This window comes from Bradyrhizobium sp. 27S5, assembly GCF_037217225.1.
GTDB lineage: Bacteria > Pseudomonadota > Alphaproteobacteria > Rhizobiales > Xanthobacteraceae > Bradyrhizobium > Bradyrhizobium septentrionale.
The window spans coordinates 7927342-7946253 of the sequence record NZ_CP147714.1; the positions used below are offsets into that span (position 1 = coordinate 7927342).

19 protein-coding genes and 1 pseudogene are annotated in these 18912 nt (G+C 65.2%); 8 read left to right on the forward strand and 12 right to left on the reverse strand.

The window, feature by feature from the left end; genetic code table 11:
* Positions 1 to 19 precede the first annotated feature (19 nt).
* Together lptM and argH are read right to left on the reverse strand one after the other, a co-directional pair.
* Positions 20 to 295 (reverse strand): LPS translocon maturation chaperone LptM, encoded by a 276-nt coding sequence (gene lptM / locus WDM24_RS37320; protein WP_166299114.1) that lies wholly within the window; start codon positions 293 to 295, stop codon positions 20 to 22.
* Positions 296 to 387: 92 nt separating this feature from the next.
* Positions 388 to 1785, reverse strand: a complete 1398-nt coding sequence (gene argH / locus WDM24_RS37325) for an argininosuccinate lyase (protein WP_166299115.1) — start codon at positions 1783 to 1785, stop codon at positions 388 to 390.
* A 127-nt stretch (positions 1786 to 1912) separates the two neighbouring features.
* Between argH and tlpA the strand changes: the two genes are divergently transcribed.
* A complete protein-coding gene (tlpA, locus tag WDM24_RS37330; protein WP_338692372.1) occupies positions 1913 to 2593 on the forward strand; it encodes a thiol:disulfide interchange protein TlpA in 681 nt (226 codons plus the stop codon).
* Here the strand turns inward: tlpA and WDM24_RS37335 are convergent, their stop codons facing one another.
* Positions 2594 to 2782 (reverse strand): putative motility protein, encoded by a 189-nt coding sequence (locus WDM24_RS37335; protein WP_029079739.1) that lies wholly within the window; start codon positions 2780 to 2782, stop codon positions 2594 to 2596.
* Between the two features lie 100 nt (positions 2783 to 2882).
* Complete coding sequence (locus WDM24_RS37340; protein ID WP_338829270.1) at positions 2883 to 3734, reverse strand: LysR substrate-binding domain-containing protein; 852 nt, start codon at positions 3732 to 3734, stop codon at positions 2883 to 2885.
* Positions 3735 to 3844: 110 nt separating this feature from the next.
* On the opposite strand from WDM24_RS37340, the gene WDM24_RS37345 reads away from it, so the two are divergent.
* Positions 3845 to 4228 (forward strand): tautomerase family protein, encoded by a 384-nt coding sequence (locus WDM24_RS37345; RefSeq protein WP_338829271.1) that lies wholly within the window; start codon positions 3845 to 3847, stop codon positions 4226 to 4228.
* The gene (locus tag WDM24_RS37350; protein ID WP_338829272.1) at positions 4225 to 5559 is read left to right on the forward strand and encodes a pyridoxal phosphate-dependent aminotransferase; all 1335 of its coding nucleotides are present in this window, start codon (positions 4225 to 4227) and stop codon (positions 5557 to 5559) included. The genes WDM24_RS37345 and WDM24_RS37350 overlap by 4 nt, the downstream gene beginning before the upstream one ends.
* Before the next feature lie 16 nt (positions 5560 to 5575).
* On the opposite strand, the gene WDM24_RS37355 is transcribed toward WDM24_RS37350, so the two are convergent.
* The 5 genes and pseudogenes from WDM24_RS37355 to WDM24_RS37375 form a co-directional block, all read right to left on the reverse strand.
* Positions 5576 to 6457 (reverse strand): 3-hydroxybutyryl-CoA dehydrogenase, encoded by an 882-nt coding sequence (locus WDM24_RS37355; RefSeq protein WP_029079743.1) that lies wholly within the window; start codon positions 6455 to 6457, stop codon positions 5576 to 5578.
* A gap of 248 nt (positions 6458 to 6705) precedes the next feature.
* Positions 6706 to 7656, reverse strand: a complete 951-nt coding sequence (locus WDM24_RS37360; RefSeq protein ID WP_166299119.1) for an electron transfer flavoprotein subunit alpha/FixB family protein — start codon at positions 7654 to 7656, stop codon at positions 6706 to 6708.
* The gene (locus WDM24_RS37365) at positions 7656 to 8405 is read right to left on the reverse strand and encodes an electron transfer flavoprotein subunit beta/FixA family protein (RefSeq protein WP_166299120.1); all 750 of its coding nucleotides are present in this window, start codon (positions 8403 to 8405) and stop codon (positions 7656 to 7658) included. The genes WDM24_RS37360 and WDM24_RS37365 overlap by 1 nt, the downstream gene beginning before the upstream one ends.
* Positions 8406 to 8522: 117 nt before the next feature.
* On the reverse strand, positions 8523 to 9095 hold the full coding sequence (locus WDM24_RS37370; protein WP_166299121.1) for a cob(I)yrinic acid a,c-diamide adenosyltransferase: 573 nt from the start codon (positions 9093 to 9095) through the stop codon (positions 8523 to 8525).
* Positions 9096 to 9122: 27 nt separating this feature from the next.
* Positions 9123 to 9316, reverse strand: a pseudogene (locus tag WDM24_RS37375) (twin transmembrane helix small protein).
* Positions 9317 to 9482: 166 nt separating this feature from the next.
* On the opposite strand from WDM24_RS37375, the gene WDM24_RS37380 reads away from it, so the two are divergent.
* Positions 9483 to 10343, forward strand: a complete 861-nt coding sequence (locus tag WDM24_RS37380) for a YihY/virulence factor BrkB family protein (protein WP_414645786.1) — start codon at positions 9483 to 9485, stop codon at positions 10341 to 10343.
* On the opposite strand, the gene WDM24_RS37385 is transcribed toward WDM24_RS37380, so the two are convergent.
* Positions 10270 to 11601 carry an ATP-binding protein gene (locus tag WDM24_RS37385; RefSeq protein WP_338829274.1) on the reverse strand — a complete coding sequence of 444 codons (1332 nt, stop codon included), beginning with the start codon at positions 11599 to 11601 and terminating at the stop codon, positions 10270 to 10272. The genes WDM24_RS37380 and WDM24_RS37385 overlap by 74 nt on opposite strands.
* Positions 11602 to 11734: 133 nt before the next feature.
* The gene (gluQRS, locus tag WDM24_RS37390) at positions 11735 to 12604 is read right to left on the reverse strand and encodes a tRNA glutamyl-Q(34) synthetase GluQRS (RefSeq protein ID WP_338829275.1); all 870 of its coding nucleotides are present in this window, start codon (positions 12602 to 12604) and stop codon (positions 11735 to 11737) included.
* A gap of 175 nt (positions 12605 to 12779) precedes the next feature.
* Here gluQRS and WDM24_RS37395 point away from each other — a divergent pair, with 175 nt between their 5' ends.
* Both WDM24_RS37395 and WDM24_RS37400 read left to right on the forward strand, forming a co-directional pair.
* Positions 12780 to 13433 carry a DNA-3-methyladenine glycosylase family protein gene (locus tag WDM24_RS37395; protein ID WP_166299124.1) on the forward strand — a complete coding sequence of 218 codons (654 nt, stop codon included), beginning with the start codon at positions 12780 to 12782 and terminating at the stop codon, positions 13431 to 13433.
* Positions 13434 to 13598: 165 nt separating this feature from the next.
* The gene (locus WDM24_RS37400; protein ID WP_338832517.1) at positions 13599 to 15161 is read left to right on the forward strand and encodes a glycosyl hydrolase family 17 protein; all 1563 of its coding nucleotides are present in this window, start codon (positions 13599 to 13601) and stop codon (positions 15159 to 15161) included.
* Between the two features lie 44 nt (positions 15162 to 15205).
* Here WDM24_RS37400 and WDM24_RS37405 read toward each other — a convergent pair whose 3' ends face one another.
* Positions 15206 to 16093 carry a LysR family transcriptional regulator gene (locus WDM24_RS37405; protein WP_338829276.1) on the reverse strand — a complete coding sequence of 296 codons (888 nt, stop codon included), beginning with the start codon at positions 16091 to 16093 and terminating at the stop codon, positions 15206 to 15208.
* Positions 16094 to 16298: 205 nt separating this feature from the next.
* Between WDM24_RS37405 and WDM24_RS37410 the strand changes: the two genes are divergently transcribed.
* Positions 16299 to 17270: a nitronate monooxygenase family protein gene (locus WDM24_RS37410; RefSeq protein ID WP_338829277.1), complete on the forward strand. Its 972-nt coding sequence runs from the start codon at positions 16299 to 16301 to the stop codon at positions 17268 to 17270.
* Between the two features lie 29 nt (positions 17271 to 17299).
* Positions 17300 to 18817, forward strand: a complete 1518-nt coding sequence (locus tag WDM24_RS37415; protein WP_338829278.1) for an acyl-CoA synthetase — start codon at positions 17300 to 17302, stop codon at positions 18815 to 18817.
* Positions 18818 to 18912 lie beyond the last annotated feature (95 nt).

Here is an 18912-nt window from a genome sequence, read left to right on the forward strand (position 1 = left end):
CCGGATCATGCTCCGGATACTAGTTGCCGAGCAGCGGATCGAGGATGAAGGGCCGTTTATTGCCTTTCGATGCGGCCGGCGCGGCATCCGATCCATAGGTCGGATTGAACACGCTGGGCTGCGCCGCCCGCTCGCTCTCGGTATCGCCCGGCGCCGCTGTCGTCCCCGGCGCGGCATTCGCGGTCGGCGGTAGGTCGAGCGGTCCCTTGCGGCCGCAGCCGCCGAGCGTCAGCGCTGATACGCTCAGCACAATGATGGCCCATCCCGAGGGGGTCAGGCGGTTCTTGCTAGTCACGACGAAATCCCCAATTCGGGCCGCACCATACAAACATTGGCGTGCTCTGGCGAGAGGCGGAGCGCCACGAAATCACGGCCAAATTTTCGCGATCAGCCCGATTTTCGCTCTTTTTCCAGCCGCTTGGCCCAGGCTTTGGCTTGCGCCGTCACATTCTTCGGCGCCGTGCCGCCAAACGAGGTCCGGCTCTGCACCGAGGATTCGACGCTGAGCACCTTCAGGGCGTCGGCCGTGATCTTCGGCTCGACCTCCTGCATGGCCTTCAGCGGCAGCTCGTGCAGCGCCACGCCCTGCTTGGAGGCGAGGCCGACGATACGTCCTGTGACGTGATGGGCGTCGCGGAACGGCATTTTCAGGGTGCGCACCAGCCAGTCGGCAAGGTCGGTCGCGGTGGCGTAGCCCTCGCCGGCGGCGGCCTTCATCTTCGCCGCGTCCGGCACCAGGTCCTCGACCATGCCGGTCATGGCGCGGATTGCGAGCGACAGCGCCGCGAACGCCTCCATCGCGCCCTGCTTGTCCTCCTGCATGTCCTTTTGATAGGCGAGCGGCAGGCCCTTCATCACGATCAGCAGCGCAGTGAGCGCGCCGATCACGCGGCCGGTCTTGGCGCGCACGAGTTCGGCCGCGTCCGGATTGCGCTTCTGCGGCATGATCGACGATCCCGTCGTGAACTTGTCGCTGAGCCTGACGAGGCCGACCAAAGGCGAGGTCCAGATCACGATCTCCTCGGCAAAGCGCGACATGTGCACCGCGCAGATTGCGGCTGCCGACAGCGTCTCCAGCACGAAATCGCGGTCGGACACCGCATCGAGCGAATTGGCCATCGGGCGGTCGAAGCCTAGCGCCTTGGCGGTTGCGGCGCGGTCGATCGGAAACGAGGTGCCGGCCAATGCGGCGGCGCCAAGCGGCGATTCGTTCAGCCGCTTGCGCGCGTCGGTAAAGCGGCCGCGGTCGCGGGAAGCCATCTCGACATAGGCCAGCAGATGATGGCCGAAGGTCACCGGCTGCGCGGTCTGCAGATGGGTGAAGCCCGGCATCACGGTTCCGGCATGCTCAAGTGCGCGGGCGACCAGCGCCTCCTGGAACGCGGCCAGCGCCGCATCGGTCTCATCGATGGTGTCGCGGACATAGAGCCGGAAATCGGTCGCGACCTGGTCGTTGCGCGAGCGTGCGGTGTGCAGCCGGCCCGCCGCGGGACCGATCAATTCGGACAGCCGCGACTCGACATTCATATGGATGTCCTCGAGCGCGCGCTTGAAGTCGAAATCGCCCTTGCCGATTTCTGACAAAATCGTGTCTAGACCTTTGCCGATATTTTTCGCATCAGCAGCGGTGATGATGCCCTGCGCGGCGAGCATTGCGGCGTGGGCCTTGGACGCGGCGATGTCCTGGGCATAAAGGTGACGGTCGACGTCGATGGAGACGTTGATTTCCTCCATGATCGCGTCGGGACGCTCCGAGAACCGGCCGCCCCACATCTTGTTGCTCATGACTTCTCGCTCACGAATTTGTATTGCAGGCCGTGCGGTTTCATCGCCGGAGCGGCGAAACAGCATGGCGGTTCCGGTCGTATTCCCGGCATTGCTTAGCCACATCTGACCCAGGATGACAAACGATATGCCCGAGACGACCCCGTCCGAACCGACCGCCAAGCCTGCCGCCCGGTGGCGCATCCCGCTGGTGATCGGCGCCGTGCTGGCCGGGGCCGCGATCGGCTATGTCGGGGTCTCCGGCCTCAAGCATCCCGCGGGCGGCGATGTGGCCTGCAACAGCGCGGTGGCCCTAGCCAAGAAGATTGCCCCGCTCGCCCATGGCGAGGTCGCGGCGCTGACCATGGCGACCACCCCGTTGAGGCTGCCCGACCTCGCCTTCGAGGACGCCAACGGACAGCCGAAGAAGCTCTCGGACTGGCGCGGCAAGACTGTACTCGTCAATCTGTGGGCGACCTGGTGCGTGCCCTGCCGCAAGGAAATGCCGGCGCTCGACAGCCTGCAGACCAAGCTCGGCGGCAAGGATTTCGAAGTGGTCGCGATCAACATCGACACCCGCGATCCGGACAAGCCGAAGAACTTCCTGAGAGAGGCCAATCTGACCAATCTCGGCTATTTCTCAGACCAGAAAGCCAAGGTCTTTCAGGATCTTAAGAACATAGGTAAGGCGCTGGGCATGCCGACCTCGGTCCTGGTCGACGGCAACGGCTGCGAAATCGCCAATATCGCCGGTCCTGCCGAATGGGCGAGCGACGATGCGATCAAGCTGGTGAAGGCGGCGCTGGCGCCGGCCGCGGCCGGATTCTGATCAGGCGACGGCGTTGAGGTTGCCGCCGACGCCGGGGGACAAATTCGCGGTCGAAGGACTGCCGAGCAGGGTCTGAACCGCGAACTTTTCCGCGTCGAGGTTCTGCTTGGTCACACGGGTCGCGATCTCACCCTGCAAATTGCCCTGCTGCATCGACAGGATGCTGGTGACCATGCTCATCATGTCCATACGCGGTACTCCCAAGTCCGGCTTTGGCGTAGCCGGGGAAAGTTAACGCTTGGTATCGGCGGCCACGTCAGGCGGACACATCGTTTGGACGACGAGCCGCTCAGGCCGCGTTCGCCGCGAAGGCCGCACCCAAGGTGCGCAACGCCTGCCGTGTCCGTGCATCTGACAACTTTGAGTGCAGCATGACGTCGCGCGACGGCAATGGCGGCAGGCCTAGCCGCGGCCCGAGGTCGACGGTATCGGCCGGCGCCACCCGGCGCGCCAGCGCTGCGACCGCAAGGCCCGCGGAGATCGCGGCCCCGATCGTCGAAAGTCCGCCACCGACAAAGGCCTCGGTCCAGGCGATGCCGGCAGCGTCGAGAGCCTCGACCGCCATCGCGCGCACGCTGCACGGCTCGGCTTGCGTCGCCAGGCGTAGCGGCTCGCCCGGCCGATGGTGAAAATCGGGAGCGGCCATCCAGCCGAACGGCTCCTCGAACAGCACGTCGCCATCGCGGCGCTTGGCGTCGTGGCGCAGCACGATCGCAGCATCGAGCTTGCCGTCGTCGAATGCGCTGAGCACCGACCGTGACGTATCGACGTGCAGCTGGATCACCAGGCCCGGATCGGTGGTGTTCATCCGCTTCAACAGCGAGGCCAGTTCCGATCCCACGATGTGGTGGCTGATGCCGACGACCAATCGCCGATGTTCGACCGCAAACGACCCGATCGCCGATTGATGCGCGGCCACCAGATTGCGCGCCGCGCCGAGGAAGGCGGCCCCTTCCGCGGACAGCCGGACCAGCCGCGGCGTTCGCTCCAGCAGCCGCCGGCCGAGCCCGTCTTCCAGACGCCTGATCTTCAGGCTGATCGCGGACTGCGTGGTCTCCATGGCCTGCGCCGCGCGCGTGAAGCTGCTGAGGTCCGCGACCAGCACAAAGGCCTGCACCGCCTCGACGTCGAGTGCCTTCATGGCCGTTCATTTAAATTAACAATCATTGAAATGCGATATCATACCGTTTTTCAATGATCAAGAAGCCCCTAGGATCGGCCGCACGTAACGCCGCCAGGAGAGCCACCATCATGCCGCTGACCAGTGTTTCCTTGCGACGGGGCAAGCCCGCCGCCTACCGCAAGGCCATTCTCGAAAGCCTTTATCGCGCCATGCGCGAGACCTTCGATGTGCCGGAAGGCGATCGCTTCATGACGGTCTCCGAGCACGATGACGACGATTTCGCCTATGGCGCGAACTATCTCGGCATCAGGCGCAGCGACGATCTGGTCATCATTCAGATCACGGTCAGCAACACCCGCCCGGTGGCGCAGAAGCAGAAGCTCTATCGACGCATGGCCGAACTGCTGACGGAAAGTCCCGGCCTGCGCGCCGAGGACATCTTCATCAACCTTGTCGAGGTGCTTCCCGAAAATTGGTCGTTCGGCAACGGTGAGGCGCAGTACGTCCGATGACCGCGACACCGATCCTCTCGCCGCGCATGAGCGGCATCAAGGCATCGCCCGCATCGGTGCTGCGGCGCCGCGCCCGCGAACTGCGCGCAGCCGGGCGTGAGATCATCGAGCTGTCGTCGGGCAATCTGGACTTTCCGACACCGGATCATGTGATCGCGGCGGCGCATGAAGCGGCCCAGCGCGGCGAGACCCGTTACACCGATGTCGACGGCACGCCGGAGCTTAAGCGCGCGGTGCAGGCCGCGCTGCTGCGCGACCACCAGCTCGACTACGAACTGAACGAGATCGTCATCACCAATGGCTCGACCCAGGCGCTGTTCAACGCGCTGCTGGCGACGCTGGCGCCTGAAGACGAGGTGATCGTCCCCGCGCCGTACTGGGCGCCGTATCTCGATCAGGTCCGGCTGGCGGGCGGCACGCCGGTGATCGTGCCCTGCGCGCAGAACAACGGCTTCAAGCTGCGTGCCGAGGATTTGCAGGCGGCGATATCGCCGCGAACCCGCTGGGTCGTCGTCAACAATCCGGTCAATCCCTCCGGCGCGCTGTATTCTCCGGAGGATCTGGCCGAGATCGCCGCGATCCTGTTGCGGCATCCGGACGTCTGGGTGCTTACCGACGGGCTCTATGAGCACATCGTGTTCAACGGCGCTCCCGCGCCGACGCTTGCGGAAATCGAGCCGCGCCTGAAGCCGCGGACGCTGACCGTGAGCGGCCTCGCCAAGAGCTACGCCATGATGGGATGGCGCATCGGCTACGCCGCCGGCCCTGCAGCGTTGATCCGCGAGATGATCACGATCCAGTCGCAGACCACCTCCGGTGCGTCGTCGATCAGCCAGGCCGCCGCAATTGCCGCCCTCGACGGCGCGCAGGATGTGCTGGCCGAGCGCGCCGCCATCCTTCGCGCAAGGCGTGACCGCTTTGCTGAACTCGTGAACGGATGCAGCGGGCTCTCCTGCACGCCGCCGGAAGCCACGTTTTATCTGCTGGTCAGTTGCTCCGGCGTGATCGGCAAGCATGCTCCCGACGGCAAGCTGATTGCGACTGACCGCGATTTCTCCAGCTACCTGCTCGAACAAGCCGATCTGGTGGTGTTTCCCGGCGAGGATTTTGGGCTGTCGCCCTCTATCCGCGTCAGTTTCGCCAACCCGTCATCGACCATCGAGGAGGCCGGACGGCGGTTGAAGCGCGCCTGCGAGGCACTGCAAATGACAACGCAGGGGAAAAGTCAGGGCCTCGCGCTAACAGCGCATCTGCTCGGACTTGGAACGGGTGTGACTGTCATCGTCGGTCTCGTGCCCGCGACGCTTGCGCTGTTGCGGGCACTGATCTGAGACAAGCGCGCGTGAATTACCGCGTCGGGACCGGCTTGTCGCCGCGATAGTCGTAGAAGCCGCGCTGGCTCTTGCGTCCGAGCCAGCCGGCCTCGACGTACTTCACCAGCAGCGGGCACGGCCGGTACTTGGAATCGGCGAGCCCCTCGTGCAGCACCTGCATGATCGACAGGCAGGTATCGAGGCCGATGAAATCGGCGAGCTCGAGCGGGCCCATCGGATGGTGCGCGCCGAGCTTCATCGCGGCGTCGATCGCCTCGACGTTACCGACGCCCTCATACAGCGTGTAGATCGCCTCGTTGATCATCGGCAGCAGGATGCGGTTGACGATGAAGGCCGGGAAATCCTCCGACACCGCAACCTGCTTGCCGAGCTTGGCGACAAAGGCCTTGGAGGTGTCGAAGGTCACGTCGTCGGTGGCGATGCCGCGGATCAGCTCGACCAGCTCCATCGCCGGCACCGGATTCATGAAATGAATGCCGATGAATTTCTCCGGGCGGTCGGTCGAGGCGGCGAGCCTTGTGATCGAGATCGACGACGAGTTGGTCGCGACGATCGCTTCCGGCTTCAGCACCGCGCAGAGGTCGTGGAAGATCTTGCGCTTGGTCTCTTCCTTCTCGATCGCGGTCTCGATCACGAGGTCGCAATCGGCGAGCGCATCGATCGTCTCGGAGGAGGTGATGCGGTCGAGCGCCTGCTTTCGCTCGCTCTCGCTGATGTGTTTCTTGGCGACCTGGCGGGTCAGATTGCCGTTGATGGTCGCCAGCGCCGACTTCAGCCGGTCGCCGGACACGTCATTGAGCACCACGTCGAAGCCGGCCAGCGCCGCCACATGGGCGATGCCGTTGCCCATCTGGCCCGAACCGATCACGCCGACCTTTTTGATTGCCACCGTCATCTTGTCATCCACCGGAACGGCGCGCATGTCGCGCCTGCCCAATTCCAACGATACCCGAAGCGAAGCCTTCCGGGTTGCCCAATCCGCCGGAAAACGTTTCCCGGGACCATGATGTGATTAAAGATAATCACACCCCGATCCCATTTTCCCCTATCGAGCTCGATCCTTTCGGAAAACCGTTTCCGGATCGTTGCCCCAAGAATAATAACACCGGTCGGAGATTACTCACCCGGCCGGTGTCTTGTCGCTTACTTTCCGAGCTTGCCGAGTGCTTCGGTCAGCTCTGGAACCGCCTGGTAGAGGTCGGCGACCAGGCCGTAATCGGCGACCTGGAAGATCGGTGCGTCCTCATCCTTGTTGATGGCGACGATCACCTTGGAGTCCTTCATGCCGGCCAGATGCTGGATCGCGCCGGAGATACCGACCGCGACATAGAGTTCCGGGGCCACCACCTTGCCGGTCTGGCCGACCTGCCAGTCGTTCGGCGCATAGCCGGCATCGACCGCGGCGCGCGAGGCGCCGACGCCGGCGCCGAGCTTGTCGGCGAGCGGCTCGATGTACTTGGCGAAGTTTTCGCGGCTCTGCATGGCACGGCCACCCGAGACGATGATCTTGGCCGAGGTAAGTTCCGGACGGTCGCTCTTGGCGACTTCCTCGCCGACGAACGACGACAGGCCAGGATCGGCCGCCGATGCCGCGTTCTCGATTGCGGCGCTGCCGCCTTCACCGGCTGCGGCGAAGGTCGAGGTGCGGACCGTGATCACCTTCTTGGCGTCCTTCGACTTCACGGTCTGGATCGCGTTGCCGGCATAGATCGGACGCTCGAAAGTGTCGGGCGCGACGACCTTGATGATCTCGGAGACCTGCATGACGTCCAGCAGCGCCGCGACGCGCGGCATCACGTTCTTGAAGCGCGAGGTCGCGGGCGCGACGAAGGCGTCATAGTTCGGCGCCAGCGCGACGATCAGCGCAGCCAAGGGCTCGGCGAGGTCGTGCTCATAGGCCGGGCCTTCGGCCACCAGCACCTTCGCGACACCGGCGAGCTTGCTTGCTGCTTCCGCCGCCGCCTTGGTGCCCTGGCCGCCACCGGCAACCAGCACATGGACGTCGCCGCCGAGCTGGCTCGCCGCAGTCAGCGCCTTGTTGGTCGAGTCCTTCAGGGTCTCGTGGTCGTGTTCAGCAATCAACAGCGTCGTCATCAGAGAACCCCGGCTTCGGTCTTGAGCTTGTTCACGAGTTCGGCGACGTCCTTGACCTTGACGCCCGCCTTGCGGCCCGCCGGTTCCGCGGTCTTCAGCACTTCCAGACGCGGCGTGAGATCGACGCCGTAATCCGACGCGCTCTTGTCGTCGATCGGCTTCTTCTTCGCCTTCATGATGTTGGGCAGCGACGCGTAGCGCGGCTCGTTGAGGCGGAGGTCAGTGGTGACGATCGCCGGGCCCTTGAGCTTGATGGTCTGCAGGCCGCCGTCGACTTCGCGCGTGACCTTGAAGTCGCTTCCTTCGACCTCGAGCTTGGAGGCGAAGGTCGCCTGCGACCAGCCGAGCAGCGCGGCCAGCATCTGGCCGGTCTGATTGCTATCGTCGTCGATCGCCTGCTTGCCGAGAATGACGAGGCCGGGCTGCTCCGCCTCGACCACCGCCCTCAGGATCTTGGCAACCGCGAGCGGTTCGACATTGCCTTCGGCCTTGACCAGGATGCCGCGGTCAGCGCCCATCGCAAGCCCGGTGCGAATGGTCTCGGAAGCCTGCGCCGGTCCGATCGACACCACCACCACTTCGGTCGCCTTGCCGGCTTCCTTCAGCCGCAACGCTTCCTCGACGGCGATCTCGTCGAACGGGTTCATCGACATCTTGACGTTGGCGAGCTCCACGCCCGATCCGTCACTCTTGACGCGGACCTTGACGTTGTAGTCGACGACCCGCTTTACCGGCACAAGAACCTTCATCGATCCTCTTTCGCTTTGATTTTATGGGTTTCGGTTGGCTGGCGCGGAACCTAAAGGTCCCGTACCCCCCGGTCAACGCGGCAAAGCCAAAAAACCGTCCCCCGGTTTTGAACCAGTTTAGCGGTTTTGGCCCGGCACCCACAACACGTCCCCGGCCCCTTTGTTGTTCTGGAAGCGGCTGGCAACGAACAGGAAATCGGACAGGCGGTTCATATACTGGATACCAGCGGCATTGACCGTCTCGTCCGGCCGGGCTGCGAGTTCCACCATCATGCGTTCCGCGCGGCGACATATCGTCCGGGCCAGATGCAGATATGCAGAAGCGGGTGTCCCGCCGGGCAGCACGAACGAAGTCAGCGGTGCGAGCTGGTCGTTCAGGCTGTCGATATCGCGCTCGAGCCGCTCGACCTGGCTCGCCAGCATCCGCAGACGCTCAGTCTTGCCCTCGCGCTCGGGCACCGCAAGGTCGGCGCCGAGATCGAACAGATCGTTCTGGATCCGGCCGAGCATCGCATCGACATCGGGACTATCGGCCAGATGCAGCCGCACCACGCCGATCGCCGCATTGGTCTCGTCGACCGTGCCATAGGCGGCAACGCGCAGATCGTATTTCGGCCGCCGCTCGCCGGAGCCGAGCGCGGTGGTGCCGTCATCGCCGGTGCGCGTGTAGATCCGATTGAGAACGACCATGGTCGTGATCCCCTAAGGTTTGCGCATCTACCGCCCCATCGCCCAGACCACGACATCGCAATCACGATGGCGACGAACTGGAACAGCACGCGCAGCCGCATCAGCTTCTGCGACGTGTTCGGCGAGCCGCCCTTCATCATGTTGGCGAGGCCGAGCAGGAGCACCAGCGCCACGGCGCCGACGGCGATGGGAAGAACGATCATGCTGAGGACAGATGTCATCTGCGGTACATAACACCGCATGGATCGGACTTCCACACAGCTGGGCCATGCAACCAACTGGCTTTTCAATGCGTAATATCAGATGCTGGGCCCGTTCTCGGACCGAGCCGTTGTCGACAATGCCGGGTGGAATGTGAAGCAGCTTCGTTACGTCGCCCATGTCGTGATGGATGCCTTTTACACGTTCCTTGCCGATGACGGCTGGGCGATCGCGAGCCATATCGCGCTGTCGACCCTGATGGCGCTGTTTCCATTCCTGATCGTGCTGACGTCGCTGGCCGGCTTCTTCGGCTCCAAGCAGCTTGCCGACCAGGCGGTCGGACTATTGCTCCAGGTCTGGCCCGATCAGGTCGCCGGGGCGCTGTCCGGCCAGATCCACGATGTGCTGACCAACACCCGCGGCGACATCCTGACCATCGGCGCGGTGCTCGCGATCTACTTCGCCTCCAACGGCGTCGAGGCGCTGCGGGTGGCACTGAACCGCGCCTATGCGGTGATCGAGCCGCGGCGCTGGTACTGGCTGCGGCTGGAATCGATCGGCTACACGCTGGTCGCGGCGTTCACCTCGCTCGCGATGGCGTTCCTGATCGTGCTCGGGCCGCTGATCATCGAGGCGGCGCGGCGCTATATCCCGTTCTTCGTCGAATCGAACGAGAGCCTGCTCAACACCGTGCGTTACGGCATCACGGTGCTGGCCCTGGTCGTGGCGCTCTTCATCCTGCATGCCTGGCTGCCGGCGGGCCGCCGCGGCTTCACGCAGATCCTGCCCGGCATCATCTTCACCATGGTGGCGTCACTGCTCTCGGGGATCGGCTTCGGCATGTACCTGGCGCGCTTCGCCAACAACTATGTCACGATGTATGCGGGGCTCGCCTCGGTCATCATCGCGCTTGTGTTCCTGTATTTCATCGCCGCGATCTTCGTGTTCGGCGGCGAACTGAACGCGGCGATCATCAAGTCGCGGTTGCCGCACGGCGTGTCGCTTCAAGCAGCGCAGTCGCTAGCGCCCGCGGAGAAACAGGCTTGACCAGGAAGGCGTCGGCGCCGGCAGCGCGCGCCGCGGCCTCGTCCTCGGCACGGCCGGAAATCCCGACGATCACGATACGACCGTGCGGCGGCGGCAGCGCGCGGATGCGCTTGATTGCCTCGACGCCGTTGATGCCCGGCAGCACCATGTCCATCAACACGGCGTCGAAGGCGCCCTGCCCAAGCCGATCAGGCGCGGCCTCGCCTTGGCCTACGAATTCGGCGTGGTGACCGAGCTCGGTCAGGATGGTGTTGAGCACGACGCGGCCGAACGGATTATCCTCTACGCTGAGCAGCCGCAGCCCTTGCGACAGCAGCGCCGCCCCGCTTTGGCCCGGCGCCGCGCTGACCGGCCCTTCGGCGCGCGCCAGCACCACGTTGAGCGTGAAGATGGTGCCGCCGCCCGGGCGCTGGGCCGCGACGATGTCGCCGCCCATGGCGCGCGCGAGCTGCCTGACCGAGGACAGGCCGAGCCCGGCGCCGCCGAACCGCGAGGCGATCGAGACATTGGCCTGCGAGAACGGCCGGAACAGGCGCTTGACCTCTGCCAGCGTCAGGCCGATGCCGCTGTCGGAGACCGCGAAAGCGACGCCGAACCTGCCGCCGCCGATCCTGCCTTTGGCGGCGCGCACCGGCGCGACATGCAGCTCGATGCTGCCCTGCTCGGTGAACTTGACGGCGTTGTCGATCAGGTTTTCCAGCGCCGCGCGCAGGCGGACGGGATCGCCGACTGCGAAGGCGGGCAGCTCGCCGGAGACCTCGACCGAGGCCTGCAACCCCTTGGCCGCCGCGCGGCCGGCCAGCGAATCCCCGGCAAGGCGCGCCAGCGCACGCAGATCGAAAAAGTCCTGCCGGATCTCGAGCCCCGGCCCCTCGTTGCGGGCGGCATCGACGAACAGGGTCGCAAGGCTCGCCAGATGCTCCGCGCCAGCCCTGATGGTATCGACCCAGCGCCGCTCGCGCTCGCTAAGATCCGACGTCGCAAGCAGATTGCTGATCGCAAGGATTCCGGTCAGCGGCGTGCGCACCTCATGGGCAAAGGCGGCGAGCGCAGTCTCGACCATGCCGGGAGCGGCATTCGCTGACGCCTTCGGCGCGGCCCGTTTGCGGCGCGGCCTGGCTGCGGTCTTGGCTGCAGTCTTGATGGTACGAGTCTTGGTGGTACGAGATTTGGCGGTGCGCGTTTTTGCGGCGCGCGTCTTCGGCGGCACCCTGCTGGATGGCCGCTTGCTGCGCCGTACGCGCGATTTTGACGCCATGTTCTCCGTGATCCCCGCCCCTACAGCAACATGGCATGCCGGGCGTGCCGGAGTCACGGCGGCGTTTGCGGCTTTCCTGGGCAAAGCGGCACGTTGGTAACCCGCTTGCTCGCGATCGGAATTCGGCCGGGATTTACGGCAGGCCGACCAGGCGGCGGATGTCGGCCGGGCTCGCCCCCGCCGCCCGCAGCTCGCGCAGCCCGGTCGCCTGGGTCGATTTCGACAGTTTCTGGCCGGCGGCGTCCGGGATCAGCCGGTGGTGCCGGTAGGCCGGCGCGGGCAGGCCCAACAGTTCCTGCAACAGCCGGTGCACGCTGGTCGACCAGAACAGGTCAACGCCCCTGACCACATCGGTGACGCCCTGCAGCGCGTCATCGATCACGACGGAGAGATGGTAGCTGGTTGGGGTTTCCTTGCGCGCAAGGATCACATCGCCCCAGGCCTCAGGCCGCGCTGCCGCGTCTCCGCGCTCGCCGGCCGGCCCCTCGCCCGCTTCCCGCCAGCGCAGGCTTCCGGCGCGCGCGCACGCGGCCGCCATGTCGAGCCGCAGCGCGAATGGCGCGCCCTGCCCGAACAGCTGGTCGCGGTCCTCGGCCGACAGCGATTTGGCCGCCCCCGGATAGAGCGGCGCGCCATCCGGATCGCGCGGCCAGGCGCCACCGGACTCCCTCTCCGCGACCAGCCGCGCGATGTCGGCGCGGCTCTCGAAGCTCGGATAGACCAGCCCCTGCGCCGACAGGCGGTCGACGGCAGCGCGATAGGCGGAAAAATGCTCGGACTGCCGCCGCTCCGGGGTTTCCCAGGCGATGCCGAGCCAGCCGAGATCCTCGTAGATCGCCTGCTCGAACTCCGGACGGCAGCGCGTCGCGTCGATGTCCTCGATCCGCACCAGCAAGCGCCCGCCCGAATCACGCGCCAGGTCGTGATTGAGCAGCGCCGAATAGGCGTGGCCGAGATGGAGATAGCCGTTCGGACTCGGGGCAAAGCGAAAAACGGGTGGCATGGCGTTTGGCCGTAGGTCATTGCCGGGCTCGACCCGGCAATCCTTGTTTAGGCATGATCTCTCCGGAAAACCGGTTTCCACTTTTCCGGATCATGCGGCTGGACAAGACTCTGTTACGATAGGAGATGGATGCGCGGGTCAAGCCCGCGCACGACAAGTCGATGCAGATCCCGCAATGCTGATCCATCTCGAAACCCAGGCCGACCTCGACGACGCTATCCACAAACTGGTCGCCCAGGACCGCCGCCTGCGGCCGATCCTCGAACTGACCGGCATGCCGGCGATCCGGCAGCGCGAGCCGGGCTTTGCCGGGCTTGCCGCGATCATCTGCGGCCAGCAGCTTTCGACCGCGAGCGCGGCGGCGATCTGGGGGCGGGTCAGCAAGGCGTTCGACCCGTTCCACCATGATGCGATCCGCAAGGCGCGGGCCGACCGCCTCGGCCGGCTCGGGTTGTCCGCGGCCAAGATCAAGACATTGAAGCACGTCGCCCGCGAGCTCGCCGAGGAGCGGCTGAACCTCGACGTGCTCGCCAACGAGGAGGCCGATGCCGCGCACAACACCCTGACCGCATTGCCCGGGATCGGCCCCTGGACCGCCGACGTCTATCTCCTGTTCTGCCTCGGCCATGGCGATGCCTGGCCCGCGGGCGACCTTGCCGTGCAGGAAGCGGTCAAGGTCGGGCTCGGCTTGAAGGAGCGGCCGACGCCGAAGCAGATGGCGCCGCTTGCGGAGCCGTGGCGTCCGCTGCGCGGCGCCGCCGCCCATCTGTGGTGGGCGTATTATCGCGTGCTTAGGAATCGCGAAGGCGTGATCGCCGGCGTGAAATAGCTTGCGAGAAAAACACATCTGCGGTGTGATCGCGTGATATATCGTCTGCAATTAACATTTCTGCAATTTGCCGGCTTCTCGCATTGAGCACGCTCAGCACATCCTTTCTGCAAGGGGGCAAAACTGGTTTCTCGCCGCATTCCGCTGACGCTGCTCCTGCTATCCCTGGCCGCCATCGCCGCGGTGTGGTGGTGGCTGGGCACACCGGTCAACTTGGTGCGGGCACCGATCGATCCGAACGACAAGGTGCAGTGCATCTCATACGCGCCGTTCCGTAACCACCAAACGTCGCTTTCGCAGACGACGCAGGTGTCGAAGGAACAGATCGCGGAAGATCTCGCCCAACTTGCCAAAGTATCCAACTGCATCCGAACCTATGCGACCGACCTTGGCCTCGATCAGATTCCCGAACTGGCGGCCAAGGCGGGGCTGAAACTCATCCAGGGCATTTTCCTCGACCGCGACCGCAAGAAGAATGCAACGCAGGTCGAAACGGCGATCCGCCTCGCCCGGGAATATCCGGAAACCATCATCGCGCTGGTGGTCGGCAACGAGGTTTTGCTGCGCAAGGAAATGTCGGCTTCCGACCTCGCCGCCCTGATCCGCTCGATCAAGGCGCAGGTCAGCGTCCCCGTCACCTATGCCGACGTCTGGGAATTCTGGCTGAGCAATCGCGAACTTTCCGACGTGGTCGATTTCGTCACGATTCATATCCTGCCCTATTGGGAGAACATTCCAATTCCGGCGGAGCGTGCCGCCGCCCACGCTGACGAGATTCGCCGGCAAATCGCGGCGGTCTTTCCAGGCAAGGAGATCCTGATCGGAGAATTTGGCTGGCCGAGCGAGGGGCGCATGCGCGAGTCCGCGCTGCCGTCGCGCACCAATCAGGCGCGGGTGGTCGCGGAGGTACTGGACCTCGCGCGGCGCGAGCATTTCCGCGTCAACCTGTTCGAGGCCTATGATGAAGGATGGAAGCGTGAGATCGAAGGCACGATCGGCGGAACCTGGGGTCTGTTCGATTCCGAGCAACGCACGCTGAAATATCCGGCGGGCCTGCCCATCAGCAATTTCCCGCGCTGGAAGCTGCAAATGCTGGGAGGAATGGCGCTGGCGATCCTGGTGTTCGCCGCGGCATGGCTGTCCTCACGCCGCAAGCCCGAACAATCCGGGCTCGCGTCATGGCTTGCGATCGGCGTATCGGCGACCACAGCCGGAATCCTGTTCGGGGTGGCCGCCCAGAAGATGGTCTATGAAAGTTACGGAACGGGTGGCTGGCTGCTGTGGGGCTCACTGCTGGCGGCGGCCACGGCTTCGCCGGTGCTTGGCGCCAACGCCCTGATGTCGGGTCGCGCATCGCCGAGCTTCCTGGAATTGTTGGGTCCGAAGGGACACCACACTGAATCGGTGCTGGTGACCCTGCACGGATTGGCCTTGATGGTCACCGTCGTGATCGGCACCGCGGCCGCGATCGGCCTCGTGTTCGACCCGCGCTTCATCGATTTTCCCTTTGCCTCGCTCACCATGGCGGTTGTGCCCTTTGCGGCGATCACGCTGCTCAATCCTCCCGCGAAAGGAATCCGTCCGCTCGCGGAATCGATCTTTGCCGGCATTTTTGCCGTGGCGGCGATCTATGTCGGGCTCAACGAAGGTCCGGAGAACTGGCAGTCGCTGTGGACGTGCGCCGCCTTCTTGCTGCTTGCGGCAACGCTGTGGCGGGCGCGTGCCTGAGAACGGCAAAGCGGTCCGAAACGCGGCCACCTGTCACCTACGTTCTATCCGCGCAACCTCACCCGGTCCTCGCGCGCGGCAGCGGTGACGAAGTCGATCACCGCGCGCACCGCGGGGAGTTCGACCAGATCAGGGTGCGCAAGCAGCCAGATGTCGGCCACGCTGAACAGCTTTTGCGGCGCGACGCGCACCAGATCAGGATAATCGGCTGCGACAAAGCACGACAGCGCGGAAATTCCGAGCCCGGCCCGCACCGCGGCGAGCATGTCGCCCTGCGACGAGCACCGCATCACCACCGATCCCTGCCGCGTAATGGCATCGCTCCAGCGCGCCAGGCGCTCATTGGAAGCGCGATCGGCGAAGCCAATGATGCTGTGTCCTTTCCACTCGTCGCGCCGTTCGGGCAGATGCCGCCCCGCGGCGTAGTCGCGCGAGGCAAAGAAGCCGGTACCGAGACGGCCGATCTTGCGGCCGATCAGATTCTCGTCGCCGCTGTCCACCGGCCGCAGCACGACGTCGGCCTCCCGGCGGCGCACGCTGGCCGGAAACGGATGGGTGATGATCTCGAGCTGGATGTGGTCGTGGGCACGGAGAAACGGACCGAGCCGCGGCATCAGCCAGTGCGAGGCCAGCGTCGCACCGATCGACAGCTTGACCACGCCGCGCGCCTGCGCGCCGGTCGCCGACACCGCTGCTTCGGCGCGCAGGGCCGCCGCCGCCATGGCCTCGACATGCTCGCGGAATTTGCGCCCCTGCGATGTCAGCGAAAGACCGTCATTGGATCGCGCGAAGAGGGGAACGCCGAGCTGATCCTCCAGCTCGGTGACCTTACGACCGACCGTCGGATGGCTGGAGCGCAGCCTGCGCGCTGCGGCCGCGAAGCTGCGGGTTTCCGCAACCGCGACGAAGGTCTTGCAAAGGTCCCAGTCCATCGGCTCCCCCAATGCAATGCTGCGGTCGCCCTGTTCATTATTGAAGAGCTATCTGTTCAGTATTGAACGGCCCGGCGATGCCGTCCAGCTCTATAATGCACAGCAGCAAGCGCAGGCCAGCGGCTCCGCCCGGCCCGACGCGCTCAAATCAACATCAATGAACGCGCCCCGGCCCTGGCCGGCCTCGCGACAAAGGAGGACCCGAATGCCGTTGCCTGCTTCGCTCGCCAACAAGCTTGAATTGCCGGTCGTCGGCTCGCCGCTGTTCATCGTCTCGGGGCCGGAACTGGTGATCGCGCAGTGCAAGGCCGGCATCGTCGGCTCATTCCCGGCGCTGAACGCCCGCCCGGTCGAGAAGCTCGACGAGTGGCTGACGCAGATCGAGAACGAACTCGGCGAGTACCAGGCGCTGCATCCGGAGAAGAAGGTCGCGCCCTACGCGGTCAACCAGATCTGCCACGCCTCCAATGACCGCCTGATGCGCGACATGGAAACCTGCGTGAAGCACAGGGTGCCTGTCATCATCACCTCGTTGCGCCCGCCGTCCGAGATTGTCGAGGCCGCGCATTCCTACGGCGGCGTGGTGTTCCACGACGTCATCAACGTCAAGCACGCCCGCAAGGCCGACGAGCAGGGCGTCGACGGATTGATCCTGGTCTGCGCCGGCGCCGGCGGCCATGCCGGCACGCTGTCGCCGTTCGCGCTGGTGCGCGAGGTCAAGCAATGGTTCAAGGGCACGATCCTGCTGTCGGGCGCGATCTCCGACGGCTGGAGCATCGCATCCGCGCTCGCGCTCGGCGCCGACCTCGCCTATGTCGGCACCCGCTTCATCGCGACCGAGGAAGCCAATGCCGACCTCAGGTACAAGCAGGCGCTGACCGAATATGCCGCCCACGACATCGTCTATTCGAATTTGTTCACCGGCGTGCACGGCAATTATCTCGGGCCGTCGATCGCAGCCGCAGGTCTCGATCCGGCCAATTTGCCGGTCGCCGACAAATCCACGATGAACTTCGGTTCCGGCGGCAACACGAAGGCCAAGGCCTGGCGCGACATCTGGGGCTCCGGCCAGGGTATCGGCCAGATCGTCGACGCCCCGCCGGTCGCCGAACTGGTGGCGCGGCTGAAGGCGGAGTACACCGAGGCGCGCAGCGACTTCCTGCGGGCCAGCGCCTGACGTCCTGACGACCGCCTGGAGAGAACGGCATGATCATCAGCGGCGACCGCCAGATCAGCTATGGCGAGATTCACGTCCGCATCGCGCGGGCGGCCTCCGGCTTCCGGGCGCTCGGCGTGCGGGACGGCAAACCGGTCGGCATGATGCTGCGCAACGACTTCGCGCTGTTCGAGGTGGTCGTAGCCTCAGCTACACTCGGCAGTCCGGTGGTGCCGATCAACTGGCATCTGAAGGCCGACGAGGTCGCCTACATCCTGTCCGACAGCGGCGCCGACACACTGGTCTGCCACGCCGATCTGCTGCCGCAGATCCGCGACGGGTTGCCGCCGGGGATCAAGCCCCTGGTCGTGACGACGCCGCCAGAGATCGCCGCCGCCTATGGCGTGGCGCCCGCGTCCACCCGCGTGCCCGACGGCATGACCGATTGGGATATTTGGCGTGACACGCATCAGCCGCTCGCCGACGCGCCGATCGGCGCGGCGCCGATGTTCTACACCTCCGGCACCACCGGGCTGCCGAAGGGCGTCAAGCGCAAGCCGATGCGGCCGGAGCAGCAGGTGGCGGCCGCGCGCGTCGGCGCCATCACCTACGGCGTCAGGGCGAATGAGGATCAGGTGATCCTGATGAACGGCCCGATGTACCATTCGGCGCCGCACTCCTACGGAATGCTCGCGTTCCGCAACGGCTGCGCCATCGTGCTCGAGCCGCGCTTCGATCCGGAGGATCTGTTGCAGCTGATCGAGCGTCACCGCGTCACCCACATGCATATGGTGCCGACCATGTTCGTGCGGCTGCTGCGCCTGCCGGAGGAGACGCGGCGCCGCTACGACCTGTCGTCGCTGCGCTTCATCGTCCACGGCGCGGCGCCGTGCCCGGTCGACGTCAAGCGCGCGATGATCGAATGGTGGGGACCGGTGATCAACGAATATCTCGGCTCGACCGAGACCGGCATCCCGGTCTGGCATTCGGCGGCGGAAGCGCTCGCCAAGCCCGGCACGGTCGGCCGCGCCATCGAGGGCGGCATCGTCAAGATATTCCGCCCCGACGGAACGCAATGCGACGTCGGCGAGCCCGGTGAGATCTTCATGCGCCAGACGACGGCGTCGGATTTCGATTATCACGGCAATGCCAAGGCACGCGCCGAAGCCGACCGCGACGGCCTCGTCAGCGTCGGCGACGTCGGCTATCTCGACGCGGACGGCTATCTGTTCCTGTGCGACCGCAAGCGCGACATGGTGATCTCGGGCGGCGTCAACATCTATCCCGCCGAGATCGAGAACACCCTGATCGGTATGGAAGGCGTCCGCGACTGCGCGGTGTTCGGGGTTCCCGACGACGAATATGGCGAGCGGCTGTTCGCCTGCGTCGAGCCGGAAGCGGGCGCCGAGTTGTCGACTGCAGCGATCCAGGATTTCCTGCGCGGCAAGCTTGCCAATTTCAAGGTGCCGAGAGACATCCGCTTCATGGATGCGCTGCCGCGTGAGGCCACCGGCAAGATCTTCAAGCGCAAGCTGCGCGACCTCTACCATGAAGGACAGCTTCGCTGAGCGACGTGACGGTGAAGCCGAACGGCGTTTGAAACTTTGTTGCTGTTGCAAAGGGCCGGCGATCCACGCAACGATGCCGGCGCTCATCCAAGGCC